The sequence below is a fragment of the Streptomyces polyasparticus genome (genome assembly GCF_014493765.1).
GTDB classification, from domain to species: domain Bacteria; phylum Actinomycetota; class Actinomycetes; order Streptomycetales; family Streptomycetaceae; genus Streptomyces; species Streptomyces polyasparticus.
Window position 1 is genome coordinate 59,105 of the sequence record NZ_JACTVJ010000025.1, and the last position, 18,509, is coordinate 77,613.

An 18,509-nucleotide genomic window follows, 5' to 3' on the forward strand; every position below is an offset into this window, starting at 1 on the left:
CCGCGGCATTTCGACGGCGCGCCACCCGGTCTCCGGGTGGCGCGTCCGGCCAACGACACGCGGAAGCGCGGGAGATCGTGTTCGACTTTCTTGAAGGCTACGACCTGCTCGGGTCGTTCTGGACGACGGTGCAGCTGACCGTCTTCTCCGGTATAGGCGCCCTGGTGTGGGGCACCGTCCTGGCGGCCATGCGGGTCAGCCCGGTTCCGCTGATGCGCGGCTTCGGGACCCTGTACGTGAACGTGGTGCGGAACATTCCGCTGACCGTCATCATCGTCTTCACGTCGCTCGGTCTCGCCGACATCTTCGGCATGACGATGGGTGCGGCCGACGACTTCCAGACCCAGGGCTTCCGGCTTTCGGTGCTCGGTCTCGCCGCGTACACCGCCGCGTTCGTCTGCGAGGCGGTCCGCTCCGGCATCAACACGGTGCCGGTCGGTCAGGCGGAGGCGGCCCGTGCGATCGGGCTCAACTTCACCCAGGTCCTGACTCTGGTGGTGCTTCCCCAGGCGTTCCGTTCGGTGGTGGGCCCGCTCACCAACGTGCTGATCGCGTTGACGAAGAACACCACGGTGGCGGCCGCCATCGGTGTGGCCGAGGCCGCGCTCCTGATGAAGGAGATCATCGAGACCGAGGCTCAGCTGATCGTGACGGTCGCGATCTTCGCGCTCGGATTCATCATTCTCACCCTGCCGACGGGAATCTTCCTCGGCTGGATCGGCAAGCGCGTGGCGGTGAAGCGATGAGCTCCGTTCTGTACGACATCCCCGGGCCGCGGGCCAAGCGTCGCAATCTCCTGGTCTCGGCCGTATTTCTTGCCCTGCTCGGGCTGGCGGCCTGGTGGGCGATCAGCGTCTTCGCCGACAAGGGACAGCTCGAGTGGACCCTGTGGGAGCCCTTCGTCACGGCCGAGGCCTGGACGACCTACCTGCTGCCGGGCCTGGCCAACACACTCAAGGCCGCTGCCCTCTCGATGGTCATCGCGCTGCCGCTCGGCGCCGTGCTGGGCATAGCCCGGCTGTCGGACCACATCTGGGTGCGTGGGCCCGCCACGGTCATCGTGGAGTTCTTCCGCGCCATTCCGGTCCTGATCCTCATGGTGTTCGCCAACCAGTACTTCGCGGACTACTGGTCGCTGACCATCAGCACCGAGGACCGCCCGATGTACGCGGTGGTCACCGGCCTGGTGCTCTACAACGCCTCCGTGCTCGCGGAGATCGTGCGGGCCGGCATTCTGTCCCTGCCCAAGGGCCAGACCGAGGCGGCCAAGGCGATCGGCCTGCGCAAGAACCAGACCATGCGGTTCGTCCTGCTCCCGCAGGCTGTGACGGCCATGCTGCCGGCGATCGTCAGCCAGCTCGTGGTGATCGTGAAGGACACCGCGCTCGGCGGCGCGATGCTGAGCTTCACGGAGCTCCTGAACTCGCGCAAGACGCTGGCGTCCTTCTACGGCAACGTGATCCCGAGCTTCATCGTCGTCGCACTGATCTTCATCGTGCTCAATCTGATCCTGACCACCTTCGCCTCCTGGCTGGAGAAGCGGCTGCGGCGGGGGAAGAGGAGCACGGGTGCGGTGCTCGGCACGGGTGCGGTCGAGGACATCGCTGCGGGCGGCGGTATTCCCCCCGGCAGCGTGCGTGGCTCGTACGGAGACGGCAGTGGCGGCGCAGGCACATAGCCGTTGAGGCGTCTACGGGATGGAGGGCAGCGGTCACCACACCGCTGCCCTCCGTCCATGTCCGGCCCGGGTCCGATCACTCGGCAGCAGGCTGCCCCTCCGGCCTCGTAAACTGGATGACCGGCCGCCGTCCGTGCGACGGCCCACGCAGCCCCCGGACTCCTCCGGACCCGGCCGCGCACCCCCCGTAGACCCTCGTTTGGACTGATCTCTGGCATGTCGGCAACCCCGCGCACGTACGAAGTGAAGACCTACGGCTGTCAGATGAACGTGCACGACAGCGAGCGGCTCTCCGGACTCCTGGAGGACGCCGGTTACGTCCGCGCGCCCGAGGGCGCCGACGGCGACGCCGACGTGGTCGTGTTCAACACCTGCGCGGTGCGCGAGAACGCCGACAACAAGCTGTACGGCAACCTCGGCCGGCTCGCTCCCCGCAAGACCACGCGCCCCGGCATGCAGATCGCCGTCGGCGGCTGCCTCGCGCAGAAGGACCGCGACACCATCGTGCAGCGGGCCCCCTGGGTCGATGTGGTTTTCGGTACGCACAACATCGGCAAGCTGCCGGTGCTCCTGGAGCGCGCGCGGATCCAGGAAGAGGCCCAGGTCGAGATCGCGGAGTCCCTGGAGGCCTTCCCCTCCACCCTGCCGACGCGCCGCGAGAGCGCGTACGCGGCCTGGGTGTCGATCTCCGTCGGCTGCAACAACACCTGCACCTTCTGCATCGTCCCCGCCCTGCGCGGCAAGGAGGAGGACCGCAGGCCCGGCGACATCCTCGCCGAGGTGAAGGCCCTGGTCGCCGACGGTGTCTCCGAGATCACGCTGCTCGGCCAGAACGTCAACGCCTACGGTTCCGACCTCGGCGACCGCGAGGCCTTCAGCAAGCTGCTGCGCGCCTGCGGCGAGATCGAGGGCCTGGAGCGCGTGCGCTTCACCTCGCCGCACCCGCGCGACTTCACGGACGACGTGATCGCGGCGATGGCCGAGACGCCGAACGTGATGCCGCAGCTGCACATGCCGCTCCAGTCCGGTTCGGACCCGATCCTCAAGGCCATGCGCCGCTCGTACCGCCAGGAGCGCTTCCTCGGGATCATCGAGAAGGTGCGGGCCGCCATGCCCGACGCCGCGATCTCGACCGACATCATCGTCGGCTTCCCCGGGGAGACCGAGGAGGACTTCGAGCAGACGATGCACGTGGTGCGCGAGGCGCGGTTCACGAACGCGTTCACGTTCCAGTACTCCAAGCGCCCTGGTACGCCGGCCGCCGACATGGAGGGCCAGATCCCCAAGGAGGTCGTCCAGGAGCGCTACATGCGGCTCGTGGCGCTCCAGGAGGAGATCTCCTGGGACGAGAACAAGAAGCAGGTCGGCCGCACGCTCGACCTCATGGTCGCCGAGGGCGAGGGCCGCAAGGACGACTCCACGCACCGGCTCTCGGGCCGCGCGCCCGACAACCGTCTCGTGCACTTCACGAAGCCGGACGAGGAGGTACGTCCGGGTGACGTGGTGACCGTCGAGATCACTTACGCGGCGCCGCACCACCTGCTCGCCGAGGGGCCGGTGCTCGCGGTCCGTCGTACGCGGGCGGGCGACGCGTGGGAGAAGCGCAACGCCGCCCCGGCGCCTGCCCCGGCGGGCGTGATGCTGGGCCTGCCGACGATCGGCGCCCCGGCTCCGTCGCCCGCGCCCGCGGGGTCGGGCTGCGGTTGCGACTGAGGCTCCCGGTGCGCTGGGGTGCGGGTGGGTGGCGCCTGCGGCGGGCTCTTCTCCCCGCCCCGCCCCTTCCCGAAACCGGGGCTTCGCCCCGGACCCCGCATCCGAACTTCGTTCGGATCTGCTCAAACGCCGCAGGGGCTGGAAGATCTGCTCAAACGCCGCAGGGGCTGACGTGAGCCTGGTTGTACTCTGCCGCCATGCTCGTAGCCGCCGCCATCTGCCCCTGTCCGCCGCTTCTCGTGCCCGCCGTCGCCGCAGGTGCGGCGCCCGAGCTCGATGAGGTCCGCAAGGCCTGCTCCGACGCGATCGGGGTGCTCGCGGCCGCTCGTCCCGAGCGGCTGATCGTGGTCGGGCCCGCCGAGCAGAGCGGCCGGGGCCCGCATCCGCAGGGGGCGCGGGGCGACTTCCGCGGTTACGGGGTCGATGTCGAGGTCCGGCTCGGGGACGGTCCCGGGAAGGCCGGCCTGCCGACCTCCCTGGCCGTCGCCGCATGGCTTCTCGAGCAGGCGCGGTGGCAGGGGCCCGTCGAAGGCCTCGGCGTGGGCGAGCCGCTCGCCCCCGAGCGCTGCTTCGAGGCCGGCGCCGAGCTCGCCGTGCAGGCCGGGCGCGTGGCTCTGCTCGTGATGGGGGACGGCAGCGCGTGCCGGACGCTCAAGGCGCCCGGGTATCTCGACGAGCGCGCCGCGGACTTCGACGCCGAGGCCGCCCGTGCGCTGGGTGCGGCGGACGTCGACGCCCTGAAGGGGATCGATCCGGAACTCGCGTACGAGCTCAAGGCGGCCGGCCGCGCACCCTGGCAGGTGCTCGCGGGCGCTGCCGAGGGGGCGGGGCTCGGCGGCACGCTCCTGTACGACGATGCGCCGTACGGCGTGGGGTACCTGGTCGCCGGCTGGTCCTGAGCCCCTCGCGCGACCCGCACAGGCCCCGGCCTCACGCGACCCGCACACGTCCCGGCCTGACGCGCCCCGCACACGTCCCGGCCTGACGCGACCCGCACACGCCCCGGCCTCACGCGACCCGCACACGCCTCGACGGCCGCAGAGCGCAAGCGCCCCGCGGCCGTCGGTCGTGCAGCCCGTCAGGAGGCCGGCGGAGTCGGCGTCCCGCCGGCGGTGGGCCGCGTACCAGGCGACTGTGCGGACGTACCGGACCCCGGCGAAGCGGACGTACCGGGACCGCCGGCGGCACCGGACTCCGATCCGTCGGCGAGCCGGTCAAGTGCGTCCTTCGCCTTGCCGGTACCCGACTGGATCTTGTCGCTGTACTTGCCCTTGGTCTTCTCGTCGACCACCTTCGCGGCCTTGTCCAGACCCTGCTCGATCTTGCCCCCGTGCTCCTTGGCAAGGCCCGCGGCCTTGTCCTTGGCCGGGGCGAGCTTGGCCTTCAGCGTGTCAAGGAGGCCCATGGCTATCGCACCTTCTTCGTCGGACCGCCGCGTGCGCGGACGGCTACTTGCGGGCGCCTTCACCGGCCTCGTTGTCCGCCGCCTGCTCGGCCGACTGCTGCTTCGGGATCTCCACACCCTCGGCGGCCTTCTCCTCGGCGGCCTCCTCGGCCGCCGGTTCCTGCGCGGCCTCGGCCTCGGCGGTCGCCTCGGTCGCGGCCTCCGCCTCGGGCTCGGCCGTCAGAGTGGCCGTGGAACCCTCCGCCGTTGACGCGGCCTCGGTCTCCTTGTCCTTGCGACGGAACCGTGAAAAAACGCCCATTTCTACTCCAAACCGTACTCGTGTGAGCGAAGTACCGCGCCGCCCGGTGCGTCTGCTTGCGACATCCGGGTCTCCGGTCCTCGAAACCGGCGGCCGAAACCTCGCAACAGGCAACGAAGGGGAACGCGTGGTGTCACGTACCTCGTTCGAGGACTTGCCGGGCGCCTGCCAGACTGGTCCGGTGAGTACCGCAGCAGTCGCGCCCGCTTCAGGGCCCCGTGTCATCGCCGTAGTAGGGCCCACCGCCGCCGGAAAGTCGGATCTCGGCGTCTTCCTCGCGCGCGAACTCGGCGGAGAAGTCGTCAACGCGGACTCCATGCAGCTCTACCGTGGGATGGACATCGGTACCGCCAAGCTGACGGTCGAGGAGCGCGCGGGCGTCCCGCACCACCTCCTGGACATCTGGGACGTGACCGAGGCGGCCAGCGTCGCCGAGTACCAGAAGCTGGCCCGTGCCGAGATCGACCGGCTGCTCGCCGAAGGCCGCTGGCCGGTCCTCGTCGGCGGTTCCGGCCTCTATGTGCGCGGCGCCGTCGACCAGCTCGAATTCCCCGGTACGGATCCGGCGGTGCGCGCACGCCTGGAGGAGGAGCTCGCCCTGCGCGGCTCGGGCGCCCTGCACGCGCGGCTCGCCGCGGCCGACCCGGACGCGGCCAAGGCGATCCTGCCGAGCAACGGCCGGCGCATCGTGCGCGCCCTGGAGGTCATCGAGATCACCGGGCAGCCGTTCACCGCGAATCTGCCGGGCCACGACTCCGTGTACGACACCGTCCAGATCGGCGTGGACGTCGGGCGTCCCGAGCTGGACGAGCGGATCGCGCTGCGGGTCGACCGTATGTGGGAGGCGGGCCTCGTGGACGAGGTGCGCGCCCTGGAGGGCCAGGGACTGCGGGAGGGCCGCACCGCTTCGCGGGCGCTCGGCTACCAGCAGGTGCTCGCCGCGTTCGCGGGGGAGTGCACCGAGGACGAGGCGCGTGCCGAGACCGTGCGCGCCACCAAGCGTTTCGCGCGCCGCCAGGACTCCTGGTTCCGCCGCGACCCGCGTGTGCACTGGCTCAGTGGCGCCGCTGCCGACCGCGGGGAACTCCCCGCCCGTGCAATGGCGTTGGTCGAACGAGCGGTTACAGCCTGATCACGTGATGGCATCGGGACGCTCCGGCGGTCATCCGGGCCTGACCGCCCGTGCCATCATCGAGCTTCGATCGACCGTGGAGTCCAGTTGGGAGGGCGCGTGGCGATGGAGGCCGGCCCTCGCGACACCGCACATGAGGAGCAGGGACAGCTGAGCTCCGATGGCCCGCAAGCGGGGCCCGAGCAGGGATCCGACCTGCCCGTCGAGGGCGGCGGCGTGGTGCCCGACGGTCCCGACCCCGCCGAGGAGGCGGCCGCGCTGGCCGGTTCCGAGGTCGAGGTCGAGCTGCGTCCGCAGCGCAAGCTCCGGATCTGGCAGATCGCCCCGATCGTGGTCCTCGCGACCCTCGGCTCGCTGATGTTCGCGTTCCCCCTCGCCTTCGAGTTCGGCGACGGCGGCGCGGTGGTCGCCATGCTCGGTCTCCTGATCAGCTGCTGCGCCGCCGGCTGGGGCGTGATGGCCGCCCGGCGGGTCGGCCACACCTGGCCGGGTCTGCCTGTCCGAGGATCCGGACAGCGTCCGGACTGGCGCGTGGTCCTCGCGTACACCGCGGTGGTCGGCGTGCTCGCCGTCCTGGCCGTGTGGCGCGTCGCCCGGCTGCGCTGACCGGCAACTCCGGCGGCGCCGCGCTGATCGGCGAGCGCAGGCCGCGCCGACCTGCGGCTTCGGCCGCCCCTGACCGTGGCCGAAGGCAGCAGGCGCCCACCCCGTACGATCGAGGAATGAGCATCGCCTTCCTCAAGGGTCACGGCACGCAGAACGACTTCGTGATCGTGCCCGACCCGGACAATGCCATCGAGCTGAGCCCGAGCGCGGTCGCCGTGCTCTGCGACCGGCGCGCCGGACTCGGCGGCGACGGTCTGCTGCACGTGGTGCGCTCGGCCGCGCACCCCGAGGCCGCGCACGTGGCGGGCGAGGCCGAGTGGTTCATGGACTATCGCAACGGTGACGGGTCCGTCGCCGAGATGTGCGGCAATGGCGTACGGGTCTTCGCGCACTACCTGCAGCAGGCCGGGCACGTCGAGGCCGGCGATCTGGCCGTTGCCACGCGCGGTGGCGTCAAGCGCGTCCACATCGCCAAGAACGGCGACATCACCGTCTCCATGGGCAAGGCCGCCCTCCCCGAGGAACAGGCCACCGTCACCGTCGGCGAGCACAGCTGGCCCGCGCGGAACGTGAACATGGGCAACCCGCACGCCATCGCCTTCGTCGAGGACCTCGACCAGGCGGGCAACCTCTTCACGGCCCCCGAGACGACCCCCGCCACGGTGTACCCGGACGGTGTGAACGTCGAGTTCGTCGTCGACCGCGGCGAGCGGCACGTCGCCATGCGCGTGCACGAGCGCGGCGTCGGCGAGACCCGCTCCTGCGGTACGGGAGCCTGCGCGGTGGCCGTGGCCACGGCTCGCCGCGACGGGCTCGACCCGGCGGTGACCGGGACCCCCGTCACGTACACGATCGATCTGCCCGGCGGCCGCCTTGTGATCACCGAGCGGGTCGACGGCGAGATCGAGATGACGGGATCGGCCGTGATCGTCGCGGAAGGCGAGATCAGCTCCGAATGGTTCGAAACTCTTGGCGCCTGAACCTTCGCTCGAATGGGTGATCCGTTTCACGCTGGGCGAGAGCGGGTGAGCAGCGCGTGATGAGGTCGGTAGCATCAAGCACCGGCCCGGGCGATGCGGTGCGTTTCGACGATGCGGCTCGTTCGTCGGCGTCCGCACCATGGACGCGCCGCCCCGTTCACGAGGGTGCCGGTCGACGCAGCCGGAGGTGCACAGGATGAGTGCAGAGGCGACAGGCCCCGTCAGCCCGGGCGCGCCCCGCAAGCGTGTCCGGTCCCGTCTCGATCTGCGCCGCCTCGGGCGGGTCGCGATGCGCGGCTCCGCGGCGCGCGACCGGCTGCCCGATGCCATCGGCCATGTGGTCGAGGCCCACCGCGCCCACCACCCCGACGCCTCGCAGGAAGCCCTCGACGCCCTGCGCCGCGCGTACGTACTCGCCGAGTCCTCGCACCGCGGACAGATGCGCAAGAGCGGCGAGCCGTACATCACGCACCCGCTCGCCGTGACCCTGATCCTCGCCCAACTCGGTGCGGAGACCACGACGTTGGTGGCCTCGCTCCTGCACGACACCGTCGAGGACACCGATGTGACCCTCGATCAGGTGCGGGAGGGGTTCGGCGAAGAGGTCTGCTATCTGGTCGACGGCGTGACCAAGGTGGAGAAGATCGATTACGGGGCCGCCGCCGAGCCCGAGACCTTCCGCAAGATGCTGGTCGCCACCGGCAACGACGTGCGCGTGATGTCCATCAAGCTCGCCGACAGGCTGCACAACATGCGCACCCTCGGCGTGATGCGCCCCGAGAAGCAGGCCCGTATCGCCAAGGTGACCCGGGACGTCCTGATCCCGCTCGCCGAACGGCTCGGCGTCCAGGCCCTGAAGACCGAGCTGGAGGACCTGGTCTTCGCGATCCTGCATCCGGAGGAGTACGCGAAGACCAGGGCGCTGATCGCGGAGAACGAGCGCGGCCGCAATCCGCTCGCGGCCATCGCCGACGACGTACGGCAGGTGCTGCGCGAGGCCGACATCGAGGCCGAAGTCCTCATCAGGCGACGGCACTTCGTCTCCGTGCACCGGGTGCGGATGAAACGGGGCGAGCTGCGCGGCGCCGACTTCGGGCGCCTGCTCGTGCTGGTGAACGAGGACGCCGACTGCTATGGCGTGCTCGGCGAGCTGCACACCTGTTTCACGCCGGTGGTCTCGGAGTTCAAGGACTTCATCGCCGTCCCCAAGTTCAACCTGTACCAGTCGCTGCACACGGCCGTGGTGGGCCGTGACGGCGGCGACGTGGCCGAAGTCCTCATCCGTACGCACCAGATGCACAAGGTCGCCGAGGCCGGCGTCGTAGCCCTCGGCAACCCCTATGCGCAGGCAGCGTCGGAGGAGCCCGCGCCCGACGGCGAACGCGCCGACCCCACCCGGCCCGGCTGGCTCTCACGGCTGCTCGACTGGCAGCAGGCGGCGCCCGATCCGGACACGTTCTGGAGCTCGCTGCGCGAAGAGCTCGCCCAGGACCGGGAGATCACCGTCTACCGCGCCGACGGCGGCACCCTCGGTCTGCCCGCGGGCGCGACGTGCGTGGACGCGGCCTACGCGCAGTACGGCGAGGGCGCGCACTTCTGCATCGGCGTCCGGGTCAACGACCGGCTGACCACGCTCAGTACGGCCCTGCGCGACGGCGACACCGTGCAGATCCTGCTCGCCCCGCGCGAGACCGGGTCCGGTCCCGACGCCGAGTGGCTCGACCATGCCCGTACCCCCGCGGCCCGTATCGCGATCAAGAGCTGGTTCGCCGCACACCCCGACGGCCTGGAAGCCCCCGAATCCGCCGAGCCCCGCCCCGGGCTCACGGTCGCCGGAGCGCGCCACAGCGCCGCCAACGCCGTCGTCGACCTGCCCGGCGCCTCGGTTCGGCTCGCAGGCTGCTGTACGCCCGTGCCGCCCGACGCCGTCATCGGTTTCGCGGTCCGCGGCAACGTGGTGACCGTGCATCGCGAAGGCTGCCCCGCCGTGGGCCGGATGGCCGCGCTCGGCCGCGGCCCGGTCGGGGTGCGCTGGGTGGACTCGGCGCAGTGCCGCGTCACGCTCACCGCCGAGTCCTTCGGCCGCCCGCATCTGCTCGCCGACCTCACCGAGGCCATCGCGGTCGAAGGTGTGGCGATCGTCTCGGCGACCGTGGAGCCGCCCACCGAAGGCCGCGTACGCCATACGTACACACTGCAACTCCCCGACGCCGCCCGCCTTCCCGGCCTGATGCGCGCCATGCGCAAGGTCGCCGGGGTGTACGACGTGAGCCGGGCGCAGCACCGGGCGGCGGCGACCTCGTAGCCCTGTGCGAGGGCCTCGTTCGAGTGGGTGACGCTCGCGCCGTCTTCGTCAGCGGAGCGCGCGCTGATAGCCGTAATCCATGCTGCTCAAGCCCCGTCTCAAGGCCGCGCTCCTGGCTGCCGCCTCGCTGTCCCTGCTCGCCGCGAGCGCCCCCTCGCCCCCCGCGCCCCTCGGCATCGGCGACCCGCTCTTCCCGCACCTCGGCAACCCCGGCTACGACGTCCAGTCGTACGACATCTCGTTCACCTACGGTGGCTCCAACTCCGAGCCGCTCGACGCCGTCACGAAGATCGACGCGGTGGCCACCGAGCGCCTGGAGCGCGTCAACCTCGACTTCGCGCAGGGCGAGGTGCGCTCCGTGGAGGTCGACGGCGCCGAGGCCCGGTTCACGAGCATGGGCGAGGACCTGATCGTGACGCCCGGCAAGGCCGTGCCGGCCGGAAGCCGGATGCGGATCACCGTGCGCCACACCAGCGACCCGACCCCGGACAAGCGGTACGAGGGCGGCTGGGTGCGCACCGGCGACGGGCTCGTCATGGCGAACCAGGCGGATGCGGCCCACCTGGTGTTCCCCTGCAACGACCACCCCTCCGACAAGGCCCAGTTCACCTTCCGCGTGAAGGCGCCGCGCGAGTACACCGCCGTCACCAACGGGCTCGCGACCGGCCGTGAACGGTCCGGTTCCGCCACCACCTGGACGTACCGCACCGTGCATCCGATGGCGACCGAGCTCGCCCAGGTCGCGATCGGGCAGTCGACGGTCGTGCACCGCAAGGGGCCGCACGGGCTGCCGGTGCGCGATGTGGTGCCCACCGAGGACCGCGAGCTCTTCGAGCCCTGGCTGCGCAAGACGCCGGGCCAGATCGAGTGGATGGAGCAGAAGGTCGGGCGCTACCCCTTCGAGACGTACGGGGTGCTGATCGCCGACGCCGAGACGGGCTTCGAGCTGGAGACGCAGACCCTGTCGCTCTTCGAGCGCTCGCTGTTCACGCGGCCCGAGTTCCCCGAGTGGTACGTCGACTCGATCATGGTCCATGAGCTGGCCCACCAGTGGTTCGGCAACAGCGTCAGCCCCCGCACCTGGTCCGACCTGTGGCTGAACGAGGGGCACGCCTCCTGGTACGAGGCCCTGTACGCGGACGAGAAGGCCGGTCAGTCCCTGGAGGACCGGATGCGCGACGCCTACCGGCAGTCCGACCGGTGGCGCGTGATGGGCGGCCCGCCGGCCGCGCCCAAGCGGCCCTCGCCCGGCCAGAAGATCAGCATCTTCCGGCCGGTGGTCTACGACGGCAGCGCCCTGGTCCTGTACGCGCTGCGCCAGGAGATCGGCGCGAAGGCCTTCGACCGCCTGGAGCGCGCCTGGGTCGCCTCCTTCGCCGACGGCGTGGCCACGACCGCGGACTTCGTACGCCTCGCGTCCAGCGTCGCGGGAGAGGACCTCTCCGGGTTCTTCAAGGGATGGCTGTACGGGGAGAAGACGCCGGTCATGCCGGGGAAGCCGGACTGGAAGGTGCAGCCCGTGGAGTAGGGCCGCTCCGGGGCGGGGAGACCTCGGATGACCGGGCGGCGAAAAGCCGGATGCCGAGACGCCCCGTCCCGTGCGACCATCGATGCCGTCGACGGACACGGGGCGCCGGGAATCCTGGCGCCGACGGAGACGTTGACTCAAGCACGGGAGCCGTACGAACCGAGGCACCCGTATCCATATCGACGTAAAGGATCCACTTGACCTTCTCTTCCCCTTCCCAGGACGCGCAGGACCCGCAGGACCACACCACCCACCTCGCGCCGAGCCTCCCCGAAGGACTTCGGGCCGAAGCCCTGATGGAAGAGGACGTCGCCTGGAGCCAGGAGATCGACTCTGCGCGGGACGGTGAGCAGTACGACCGATCCGAGCGGGCGGCCCTGCGTCGTGTGGCGGGTCTGTCCACCGAGCTCGAGGACGTCACCGAGGTCGAGTACCGCCAGCTCCGGCTGGAGCGCGTGGTGCTCGTGGGCGTATGGACGTCCGGCACGCTGCAGGACGCGGAGAACTCCCTCGCGGAGCTCGCCGCGCTCGCCGAGACCGCGGGCGCCTTGGTGCTCGACGGTGTCTACCAGCGCCGCGACAAGCCCGACCCGGCCACGTACATCGGCTCCGGCAAGGCCCTCGAACTGCGCGACATCGTCGTCGAGACCGGCGCCGACACCGTCGTGTGCGACGGTGAGCTCAGCCCCGGCCAGCTCATCCACCTCGAGGACGTCGTCAAGGTCAAGGTGGTCGACCGGACCGCCCTGATCCTCGACATCTTCGCCCAGCACGCCAAGTCCCGTGAGGGCAAGGCGCAGGTCGCGCTCGCGCAGATGCAGTACATGCTGCCGCGACTGCGAGGCTGGGGTCAGTCGCTGTCCCGTCAGATGGGTGGCGGCGGCGGTGGCGGCATGGCCACCCGTGGTCCCGGTGAGACCAAGATCGAGACGGACCGGCGACGGATCCGCGAGAAGATGGCGAAGATGCGCCGTGAGATCGCGGAGATGAAGACGGGCCGCGACATCAAGCGCCAGGAGCGCAAGCGCAACAAGGTGCCTTCGGTCGCCATCGCGGGCTACACCAACGCGGGCAAGTCCTCGCTGCTCAACCGCCTCACGGGCGCGGGTGTGCTGGTGGAGAACGCGCTGTTCGCCACCCTCGATCCGACCGTCCGCAAGGCGGAGACGCCGAGCGGCCGGGTGTACACGCTCGCCGACACCGTCGGGTTCGTCCGGCATCTGCCGCACCACCTCGTCGAGGCGTTCCGCTCCACGATGGAGGAGGTCGGCGAGTCCGACCTGATCCTGCACGTGGTCGACGGTGCGCACCCGGTGCCGGAGGAGCAGCTGGCCGCCGTGCGCGAGGTGATCCGGGATGTCGGCGCCACCGACGTACCGGAGATCGTGGTGATCAACAAGGCGGACGCGGCCGACCCGCTCGTGCTGCAGCGCCTGCTGCGCAACGAGCGGCACGCGATCGCCGTCTCGGCCCGTACGGGCGAGGGCATCGACAAGCTGCTCGCGCTCATCGACGCCGAACTGCCGCGCCCCGCGGTCGAGATCGACGCGCTCGTGCCGTACACGCAGGGCGCGCTCGTGGCCCGCGCGCACGCCGAGGGCGAGGTCCTCTCCGAGGAGCACACCGCGGAGGGCACGCTGCTCAAGGCGCTGGTGCACGAGGAGCTGGCGGCCGAGCTGTCGACCTTCGTGCCGGCCAAGGGCTGACCTGCGCACAGGTGAAAGGCCCGCACCCCGTCCGGGGTGCGGGCCTTTCACATGACCGGGACCTACTTGTCGCCGTACTTCTCACTCATCTGCAGGAACAACTGCTCGGCGCCCTGGCCGAGTTGCGGTCCCGCGAGCCAGCCCGCGCTGCCCGCCGGGCCGATGGAGGTGTTCGAGACCAGGTAGGTCTTCTTGTCGGCCTTGACGTGGAACCAGCCGCCGCCGGAGGAGCCGGCGGTCATCGTGCAGCCGATACGGAACATCGTCGGGGCCGTCTCCGTCAGCGAGAGCCGCACCGGCTTGTCCAGGCACTTGAACATCTGCACACCGTTGAACGGCGGAGCCTGCGGGTAACCCCAGGCGCCCATCGTGCCGATCTGGGTCGCGGAGGGCGCGTCGAAGTCGACCGGAAGCGCCGTGCCGATCGTCTCCTCCAGGGACTTGCCGCCGTTCTCGGGCTTCACGTGCAGCACGGCGTAGTCGTACTCGTACGAGGCACCGGAGGTGGCCGCCGTGGTCCCGTCGATCCACTCACCGGAGGTCGAGACCCAGTCGGCCCAGAACTGGCCGTACGGAGCGATCTCCTGGGCACCCGCGTTCTGCAGATCGGCCGGCGACTTGCCGTCCTTGTTGTACGCGGGGATGAAGGCGATGTTGCGGTACCAGCCGCCCTCGGCGCCCGCGTGCACACAGTGGCCCGCGGTCCACACCAGGTTGGACTTGCCCGGGTTGTTGGGGTCCTTGACGACCGTGCCGGAGCAGACGGCCGGACCCTCGGGGGTGTCGAAGAAGATCTTGCCGACCGGAGCCGCGTACTTCCAGTAGGGCTTGCTCTCCTCCTGCGCCTCGACGGAGGCAGGCTCCGGGTCGCTCACGCCCGCGTCGTCGGCCGAGGCCGCCTTGGTGTCGATCGTCTGGACCGGGTCCTTGGCGTCCTCCATGCGCTCAGGCTTCCAGAGGTCCTTGATGACCGGGTTGACGAAGTCCTCGGCCTCGCGGAGCCACTGGTCCTTGTCCCAGTTCTTCCAGCCGCCGTCCTTCCACTCGTCCAGATCGATGCCGTGCTTCTTGAGCCGGTCGGTCAGGTCGGCGGGGAGCTCGGGCAGTTCGCCCGAGCCCTTGTCGGCGCCCTGCGAAGTGGCGGGCTTGTCCGCGGCCTTCGGGTCGTCCTCGCCGCCGCAGGCGGTGAGAGCGAGGGCCGAGACGAGGCCTATCGCGGCCAGTCTCAGGGCAGTTGGTCGGTTGGAGCGCATGGTGGTGTGACCCCCGTTGTCGTTCGGCGCTTCGGTGTGCGTCGCTTCGGTGTGTGTCATGGATGCGTCATGCTGCGGTGCGGATACACCCGCCTCCAGGCACGAGAACCCACTATGCACGGTGAGTTGTGGGTGCCCGGCGGCGGGCAGGTGAAGATATCGGCCAGGGCGCGCTCCCGAAGGAACGCGCCCTGCCGGGACGTCAGCCCGCGAACTTCTCGCTGACCGCGTCGTAGATCCCCTTGGCCTCCTCGCCGAGCCGCGGCCCCGCGAGCCAGCCCGCGGTGACCGGGCCGATCGAGGTGTTGGAGACGAGTGCGGGCTTGCCGTCGGCGCCCTCGGCGACCCAGCCGCCACCGGACGAACCGCCGGTCATGGTGCAGCCGATGCGGTACATCGTCGGGTCCTCGGCGGTCAGCGAGAGCCGGCCGGGCTTGTCCGCGCAGGACAGCTGGCGCTGGCCGTCGAACGGCGGCGCCGCCGGGTAGCCCGTCGCGGTGATCGACTCGATACCGGACACGGCCGGGGCCTTGAACTCCACCGGGAGCGCGCCGCCCACCGTCTCCTCGAGCGACTTGCCGTTGTCCGTCTCCGGCTTCACGTGCAGCACGGCGAAGTCGTACGGGGCGCCCGCGCCGCCCGTCGGGCCGCCGGTCTCGATCCACTGCTGCGAAGTCTGCGCCCAGTCCGCCCAGTAGAGGCCGTACGGAGCCATCTCCTCCTTGGGCGCGCCCTCCAGCTCGGCGGCCGCCTTGCCCTCGTTGTTGTACGAGGGCACGAACATGATGTTGCGGTACCAGCCGCCCGCGGCACCCGCGTGCACACAGTGGCCCGCCGTCCACACCATGTTGGACTTGCCGGGGTTGGCCGGGTCCGTGACGACCGTCGCGGAGCAGACCATCGAGCCCTCGGGGCCGTCGAAGAAGAGCTTGCCGGTGGCGGGGGAGGCCTCCGTGTAGGGCGTGTTGAGCGGGGCGGCGTCGACCGGCGCCGGGGTCGGGTCGGTCTTGCCCTGGTCACCGGAGATGTCGTCCTCGACGGGCTTCGCGGGCTGCTTGTCCGCGTCGCGCATCCGGTCCTCGTCCCACAGATCCTCGATGATCGGGTTGACGAAGTCCTCGGCCTCGCGCAGCCAGTCGTCCTTGCTCCAGTCCTTCCAGGCGCCGTCCTTCCACTCGTCCAGATCGATCCCGTGCTCCTTGAGCCGGTCCTTGAGGCCGTCGGGGATCTGGAGGCTGTCGTCGGCGGTGGCGGAAGGGCCCTTGCCCGCCGAGTCGCCGCCGCCGTCGCCGTTGCAGGCGGTGGCGGTCAGGGCGAGGGCGGCGCAGAGCGCCAGGGCGGAGAGGGGAGTGCTGCGACGGCGTGCGGTGGTGCTGCCCGCGCCCCTCCTCGCGCGTACGGCGTGCAGCGGGCGTATGGGTCGCATATCCGGATCTCCCCCTGGTCGGAAGCACTTGACTGTCGGTGCGGTCGGTGTGTGCAGCGTGTTCGCCGGCCGGTGTGTTCGGCCGGTCGGGCGGCAACCACCCTATGCCTGTGCCGTTGGGGACTTCCGACGGATCGGCAACGGTTCCGTCACGGCAAGGATCTTCCCCACGGCCGTGATCCCCCGGGCCCCTCGTCGTTGGTACGTACGGGGGATTCGCAAACTGCGTTCAACTCCCCTTGTCCCGCGGACATTTCCGTCCCCGCTCGTGCGTCGTACGCCGACCGTTGTGCGTCGTGCTTCGTACGGGGCCGCGGTCCGCGTTTCCGTTATGCCGCCGCACCAGGGGAGGACCGAACGCCGTGGCCGTGACCGAGCCGACGGTGAGCGCCGACGCGCCGCCATGGAGTGCCGGGGGATGGAATGCCGAGGCAGGTGGCGCCGGAGGTGAGGTGCCGCACGCGCGGCAGGGCTCCTTCGGCGAGGGAGCCGCGGCCCATGGGGCCGAGGGGATTCTGCGGCGGCAGTCGTCGCGCGAGTCGGCGGCGCGTACGTATGCGCGGTCCCTGCCGATCGTGCCGGTGCGGGCACGCGGGCTCACCATCGAGGGGGCGGACGGGCGGCGCTATCTCGACTGCCTGTCCGGCGCCGGGACGCTGGCCCTCGGACACAACCACCCGGTGGTACTCGAAGCGATCCGCCAGGTGCTCGACTCGGGTGCGCCGCTGCACGTCCTCGACCTGGCCACGCCCGTCAAGGACGCCTTCACCACCGAGCTGTTCGCCACGCTGCCGAAGGAACTGGCCGACCGGGGGCGCGTGCAGTTCTGCGGTCCCGCGGGCACGGACGCGGTCGAGGCGGCGCTGAAACTGGTGCGCACGGCCACTGGGCGCAGCGGTCTGCTCGCCTTCACGGGCGCGTATCACGGCATGACCGCCGGGGCGCTCGAGGCTTCCGGCGGTGCCCAGGACGTACGGGTCACCAGGCTGCCGTTCCCACAGGACTACCGCTGTCCGTACGGGGTGGGCGGCGAGCGGGGCGCCGAACTCGCCGCGCACTGGACCGAGTCCCTCCTCGACGATCCCAAGTCCGGGGTGCCGCTGCCAGCCGGAATGATCGTGGAACCGGTGCAGGGCGAGGGCGGGGTGCTGCCGGCGCCGGATGCGTGGCTGCGGCGGATGCGGTCGCTCACCGCCGAGCGCGGGATTCCGCTGATCGCCGATGAGGTGCAGACGGGGGTCGGGCGGACCGGGGCGTTCTGGGGTGTGGAGCACAGCGGGGTCGTGCCCGATGTGATGGTGCTCTCGAAGGCCATCGGCGGCAGTCTTCCGCTGGCGGTCCTCGTCTACCGCGACGACCTCGACGTATGGGAGCCCGGCGCTCATGCGGGCACCTTCCGCGGCAACCAGCTCGCCATGGCCGCGGGTGCGGCGACGCTCGCCTTCGTCCGCGAGAACCAACTGGCCGCGCGCGCCGAGGCGTTGGGGGAGCGGATGCTGGCGCAGCTGGGGGAGCTGGCCGGGGCGTACGGGTGCGTGGGGGATGTGCGGGGGCGGGGGCTGATGATCGGCGTGGAGTTCGTGGATCCGGAGGGTGGGGCGGGGGCTGGTGCGGGGTCCGGTGCGGGGTCCGGTGCGGGCGTCGGCGAGGTTTTCGGTACGGGTGTTCGTGAGGGTTCCGGCACGCGTGTCGGTGAGGAAGCCGGTACGGGATCCGGCGAGGTTTCCGGTAAGGGCGTTCGTAAGGAATCCGGTACGTCGTCCGGTGGCTTGGCGAGGCCGTTGCCGGCTGCGCCGGAGGTCGCGGCCGCCGTGCAGCGGGCCTGTCTGGAACGGGGCCTGATCGTCGAACTCGGCGGCCGCCACTCCAGCGTCGTCCGCCTCCTGCCCCCGCTCACGATCACGGACGAACAGGCCACGGCGGTCCTCGACCGGCTGGCGGACGCGGTGAGTTCGGTATGCGGCGCCGGGCGGCCCGCTGCCGGGGCCGGCGCCGCCCGATGACCCGCGCAGCCGACGGCCGGCCGGTGGGCCGGTCCGCACAGCGTCCGGAGGGCCCGTCGACGCCACGGCCGGAGGGCCTGTCCGCGCCTGCGCTGGACGGCGAGCGGACGCCTGCGCCGGACGGCGGGCGGGTGCCTGAGTTGGGCGCTGGGCAGATGCCCGGGCCGGACGGCGGGCAGATGCCCCAATCGGGCGGCGGGGTGATGTCCGGGCCGGACGGCCGGCACGTGCCTGGGCCGGGCGGCGGGCTGATGCCTGAGCCGGGCGGCGAGCAGATGCCCGGGGTGGTCCGCGGACTGACGCCTGAGCCGGACTGCCGGCAGATGCCTGAGCCGGGCGGCGGGCGCGTGCCCGGGCTGGGCCGCGGGCCGATGCCGGGCGTGGACGGCAGGCGGATGCCCAGCCCGGCGGCAACGTCCATCCGTACATGGAGAGTCCGGCTGACGAGCCGCTACAACAAGCTTCTACAACCG

The 18,509-nt window shown here is 71.0% G+C and carries 15 protein-coding genes; 11 read left to right on the plus strand and 4 right to left on the minus strand.

The features are described from left to right. Window positions 1-77: 77 nt before the first annotated feature. The 4 genes from H9Y04_RS37900 (at window position 78) to H9Y04_RS37915 (ending at window position 4,290) form a co-directional block, all read left to right on the plus strand. Entirely contained in the window at window positions 78-746 is a 669-nt protein-coding gene (locus tag H9Y04_RS37900) for an amino acid ABC transporter permease (RefSeq protein ID WP_187818754.1), read from the plus strand. Then, window positions 743-1,678 carry an amino acid ABC transporter permease gene (locus H9Y04_RS37905; protein ID WP_187818755.1) on the plus strand — a complete coding sequence of 312 codons (936 nt, stop codon included), beginning with the start codon at window positions 743-745 and terminating at the stop codon, window positions 1,676-1,678. The genes H9Y04_RS37900 and H9Y04_RS37905 overlap by 4 nt, the downstream gene beginning before the upstream one ends. 216 nt (window positions 1,679-1,894) lie before the next feature. Continuing rightward, window positions 1,895-3,391, plus strand: a complete 1,497-nt coding sequence (miaB, locus tag H9Y04_RS37910) for a tRNA (N6-isopentenyl adenosine(37)-C2)-methylthiotransferase MiaB (RefSeq protein WP_187818756.1) — start codon at window positions 1,895-1,897, stop codon at window positions 3,389-3,391. A 197-nt stretch (window positions 3,392-3,588) separates the two neighbouring features. Beyond that, the gene (locus H9Y04_RS37915) at window positions 3,589-4,290 is read left to right on the plus strand and encodes a class III extradiol dioxygenase subunit B-like domain-containing protein (RefSeq protein ID WP_187818757.1); all 702 of its coding nucleotides are present in this window, start codon (window positions 3,589-3,591) and stop codon (window positions 4,288-4,290) included. Between the two features lie 179 nt (window positions 4,291-4,469). On the opposite strand, the gene H9Y04_RS37920 is transcribed toward H9Y04_RS37915, so the two are convergent. Then, on the minus strand, window positions 4,470-4,796 hold the full coding sequence (locus H9Y04_RS37920; protein WP_187818758.1) for an antitoxin: 327 nt from the start codon (window positions 4,794-4,796) through the stop codon (window positions 4,470-4,472). Window positions 4,797-4,839: 43 nt separating this feature from the next. After that, window positions 4,840-5,097: a hypothetical protein gene (locus H9Y04_RS37925; RefSeq protein ID WP_187818759.1), complete on the minus strand. Its 258-nt coding sequence runs from the start codon at window positions 5,095-5,097 to the stop codon at window positions 4,840-4,842. A gap of 181 nt (window positions 5,098-5,278) precedes the next feature. Here H9Y04_RS37925 and miaA point away from each other — a divergent pair, with 181 nt between their 5' ends. The 6 genes from miaA (at window position 5,279) to hflX (ending at window position 13,354) form a co-directional block, all read left to right on the plus strand. Further along, the gene (miaA, locus tag H9Y04_RS37930) at window positions 5,279-6,229 is read left to right on the plus strand and encodes a tRNA (adenosine(37)-N6)-dimethylallyltransferase MiaA (protein ID WP_187818760.1); all 951 of its coding nucleotides are present in this window, start codon (window positions 5,279-5,281) and stop codon (window positions 6,227-6,229) included. Window positions 6,230-6,334: 105 nt separating this feature from the next. Further along, window positions 6,335-6,835: a hypothetical protein gene (locus H9Y04_RS37935; protein ID WP_187818823.1), complete on the plus strand. Its 501-nt coding sequence runs from the start codon at window positions 6,335-6,337 to the stop codon at window positions 6,833-6,835. 116 nt (window positions 6,836-6,951) lie between these two features. Further along, window positions 6,952-7,815: a diaminopimelate epimerase gene (gene dapF, locus H9Y04_RS37940; protein ID WP_187818761.1), complete on the plus strand. Its 864-nt coding sequence runs from the start codon at window positions 6,952-6,954 to the stop codon at window positions 7,813-7,815. 196 nt (window positions 7,816-8,011) lie between these two features. Then, complete coding sequence (locus tag H9Y04_RS37945) at window positions 8,012-10,120, plus strand: RelA/SpoT family protein (RefSeq protein ID WP_187818762.1); 2,109 nt, start codon at window positions 8,012-8,014, stop codon at window positions 10,118-10,120. 79 nt (window positions 10,121-10,199) lie between these two features. After that, complete coding sequence (locus tag H9Y04_RS37950) at window positions 10,200-11,648, plus strand: M1 family metallopeptidase (RefSeq protein WP_187818763.1); 1,449 nt, start codon at window positions 10,200-10,202, stop codon at window positions 11,646-11,648. 197 nt (window positions 11,649-11,845) lie between these two features. After that, a complete protein-coding gene (hflX, locus tag H9Y04_RS37955; protein WP_187818764.1) occupies window positions 11,846-13,354 on the plus strand; it encodes a GTPase HflX in 1,509 nt (502 codons plus the stop codon). A gap of 62 nt (window positions 13,355-13,416) precedes the next feature. Here hflX and H9Y04_RS37960 read toward each other — a convergent pair whose 3' ends face one another. After that, complete coding sequence (locus H9Y04_RS37960; protein WP_187818824.1) at window positions 13,417-14,607, minus strand: trypsin-like serine peptidase; 1,191 nt, start codon at window positions 14,605-14,607, stop codon at window positions 13,417-13,419. Between the two features lie 202 nt (window positions 14,608-14,809). Beyond that, entirely contained in the window at window positions 14,810-16,033 is a 1,224-nt protein-coding gene (locus H9Y04_RS37965) for a trypsin-like serine peptidase (protein WP_236071960.1), read from the minus strand. Between the two features lie 452 nt (window positions 16,034-16,485). On the opposite strand from H9Y04_RS37965, the gene H9Y04_RS37970 reads away from it, so the two are divergent. Next, the gene (locus tag H9Y04_RS37970; RefSeq protein ID WP_187818826.1) at window positions 16,486-18,036 is read left to right on the plus strand and encodes a diaminobutyrate--2-oxoglutarate transaminase family protein; all 1,551 of its coding nucleotides are present in this window, start codon (window positions 16,486-16,488) and stop codon (window positions 18,034-18,036) included. The last annotated feature ends 473 nt before the right edge of the window (window positions 18,037-18,509 follow it).

Bases quoted from the DNA above. Each gene is read 5' to 3' on its own strand.
- H9Y04_RS37905 (WP_187818755.1), top strand. From the start codon at position 743: ATGAGCTCCGTTCTGTACGACATCCCCGGGCCGCGGGCCAAGCGTCGC.
- miaB (WP_187818756.1), top strand. From the start codon at position 1,895: ATGTCGGCAACCCCGCGCACGTACGAAGTGAAGACCTACGGCTGTCAG.
- H9Y04_RS37915 (WP_187818757.1), top strand. From the start codon at position 3,589: ATGCTCGTAGCCGCCGCCATCTGCCCCTGTCCGCCGCTTCTCGTGCCC.
- H9Y04_RS37920 (WP_187818758.1), bottom strand. From the start codon at position 4,796: ATGGGCCTCCTTGACACGCTGAAGGCCAAGCTCGCCCCGGCCAAGGAC.
- H9Y04_RS37925 (WP_187818759.1), bottom strand. From the start codon at position 5,097: ATGGGCGTTTTTTCACGGTTCCGTCGCAAGGACAAGGAGACCGAGGCC.
- H9Y04_RS37935 (WP_187818823.1), top strand. From the start codon at position 6,335: ATGGAGGCCGGCCCTCGCGACACCGCACATGAGGAGCAGGGACAGCTG.
- dapF (WP_187818761.1), top strand. From the start codon at position 6,952: ATGAGCATCGCCTTCCTCAAGGGTCACGGCACGCAGAACGACTTCGTG.
- H9Y04_RS37945 (WP_187818762.1), top strand. From the start codon at position 8,012: ATGAGTGCAGAGGCGACAGGCCCCGTCAGCCCGGGCGCGCCCCGCAAG.
- H9Y04_RS37950 (WP_187818763.1), top strand. From the start codon at position 10,200: ATGCTGCTCAAGCCCCGTCTCAAGGCCGCGCTCCTGGCTGCCGCCTCG.
- H9Y04_RS37960 (WP_187818824.1), bottom strand. From the start codon at position 14,607: ATGCGCTCCAACCGACCAACTGCCCTGAGACTGGCCGCGATAGGCCTC.
- H9Y04_RS37965 (WP_236071960.1), bottom strand. From the start codon at position 16,033: ATGCGACCCATACGCCCGCTGCACGCCGTACGCGCGAGGAGGGGCGCG.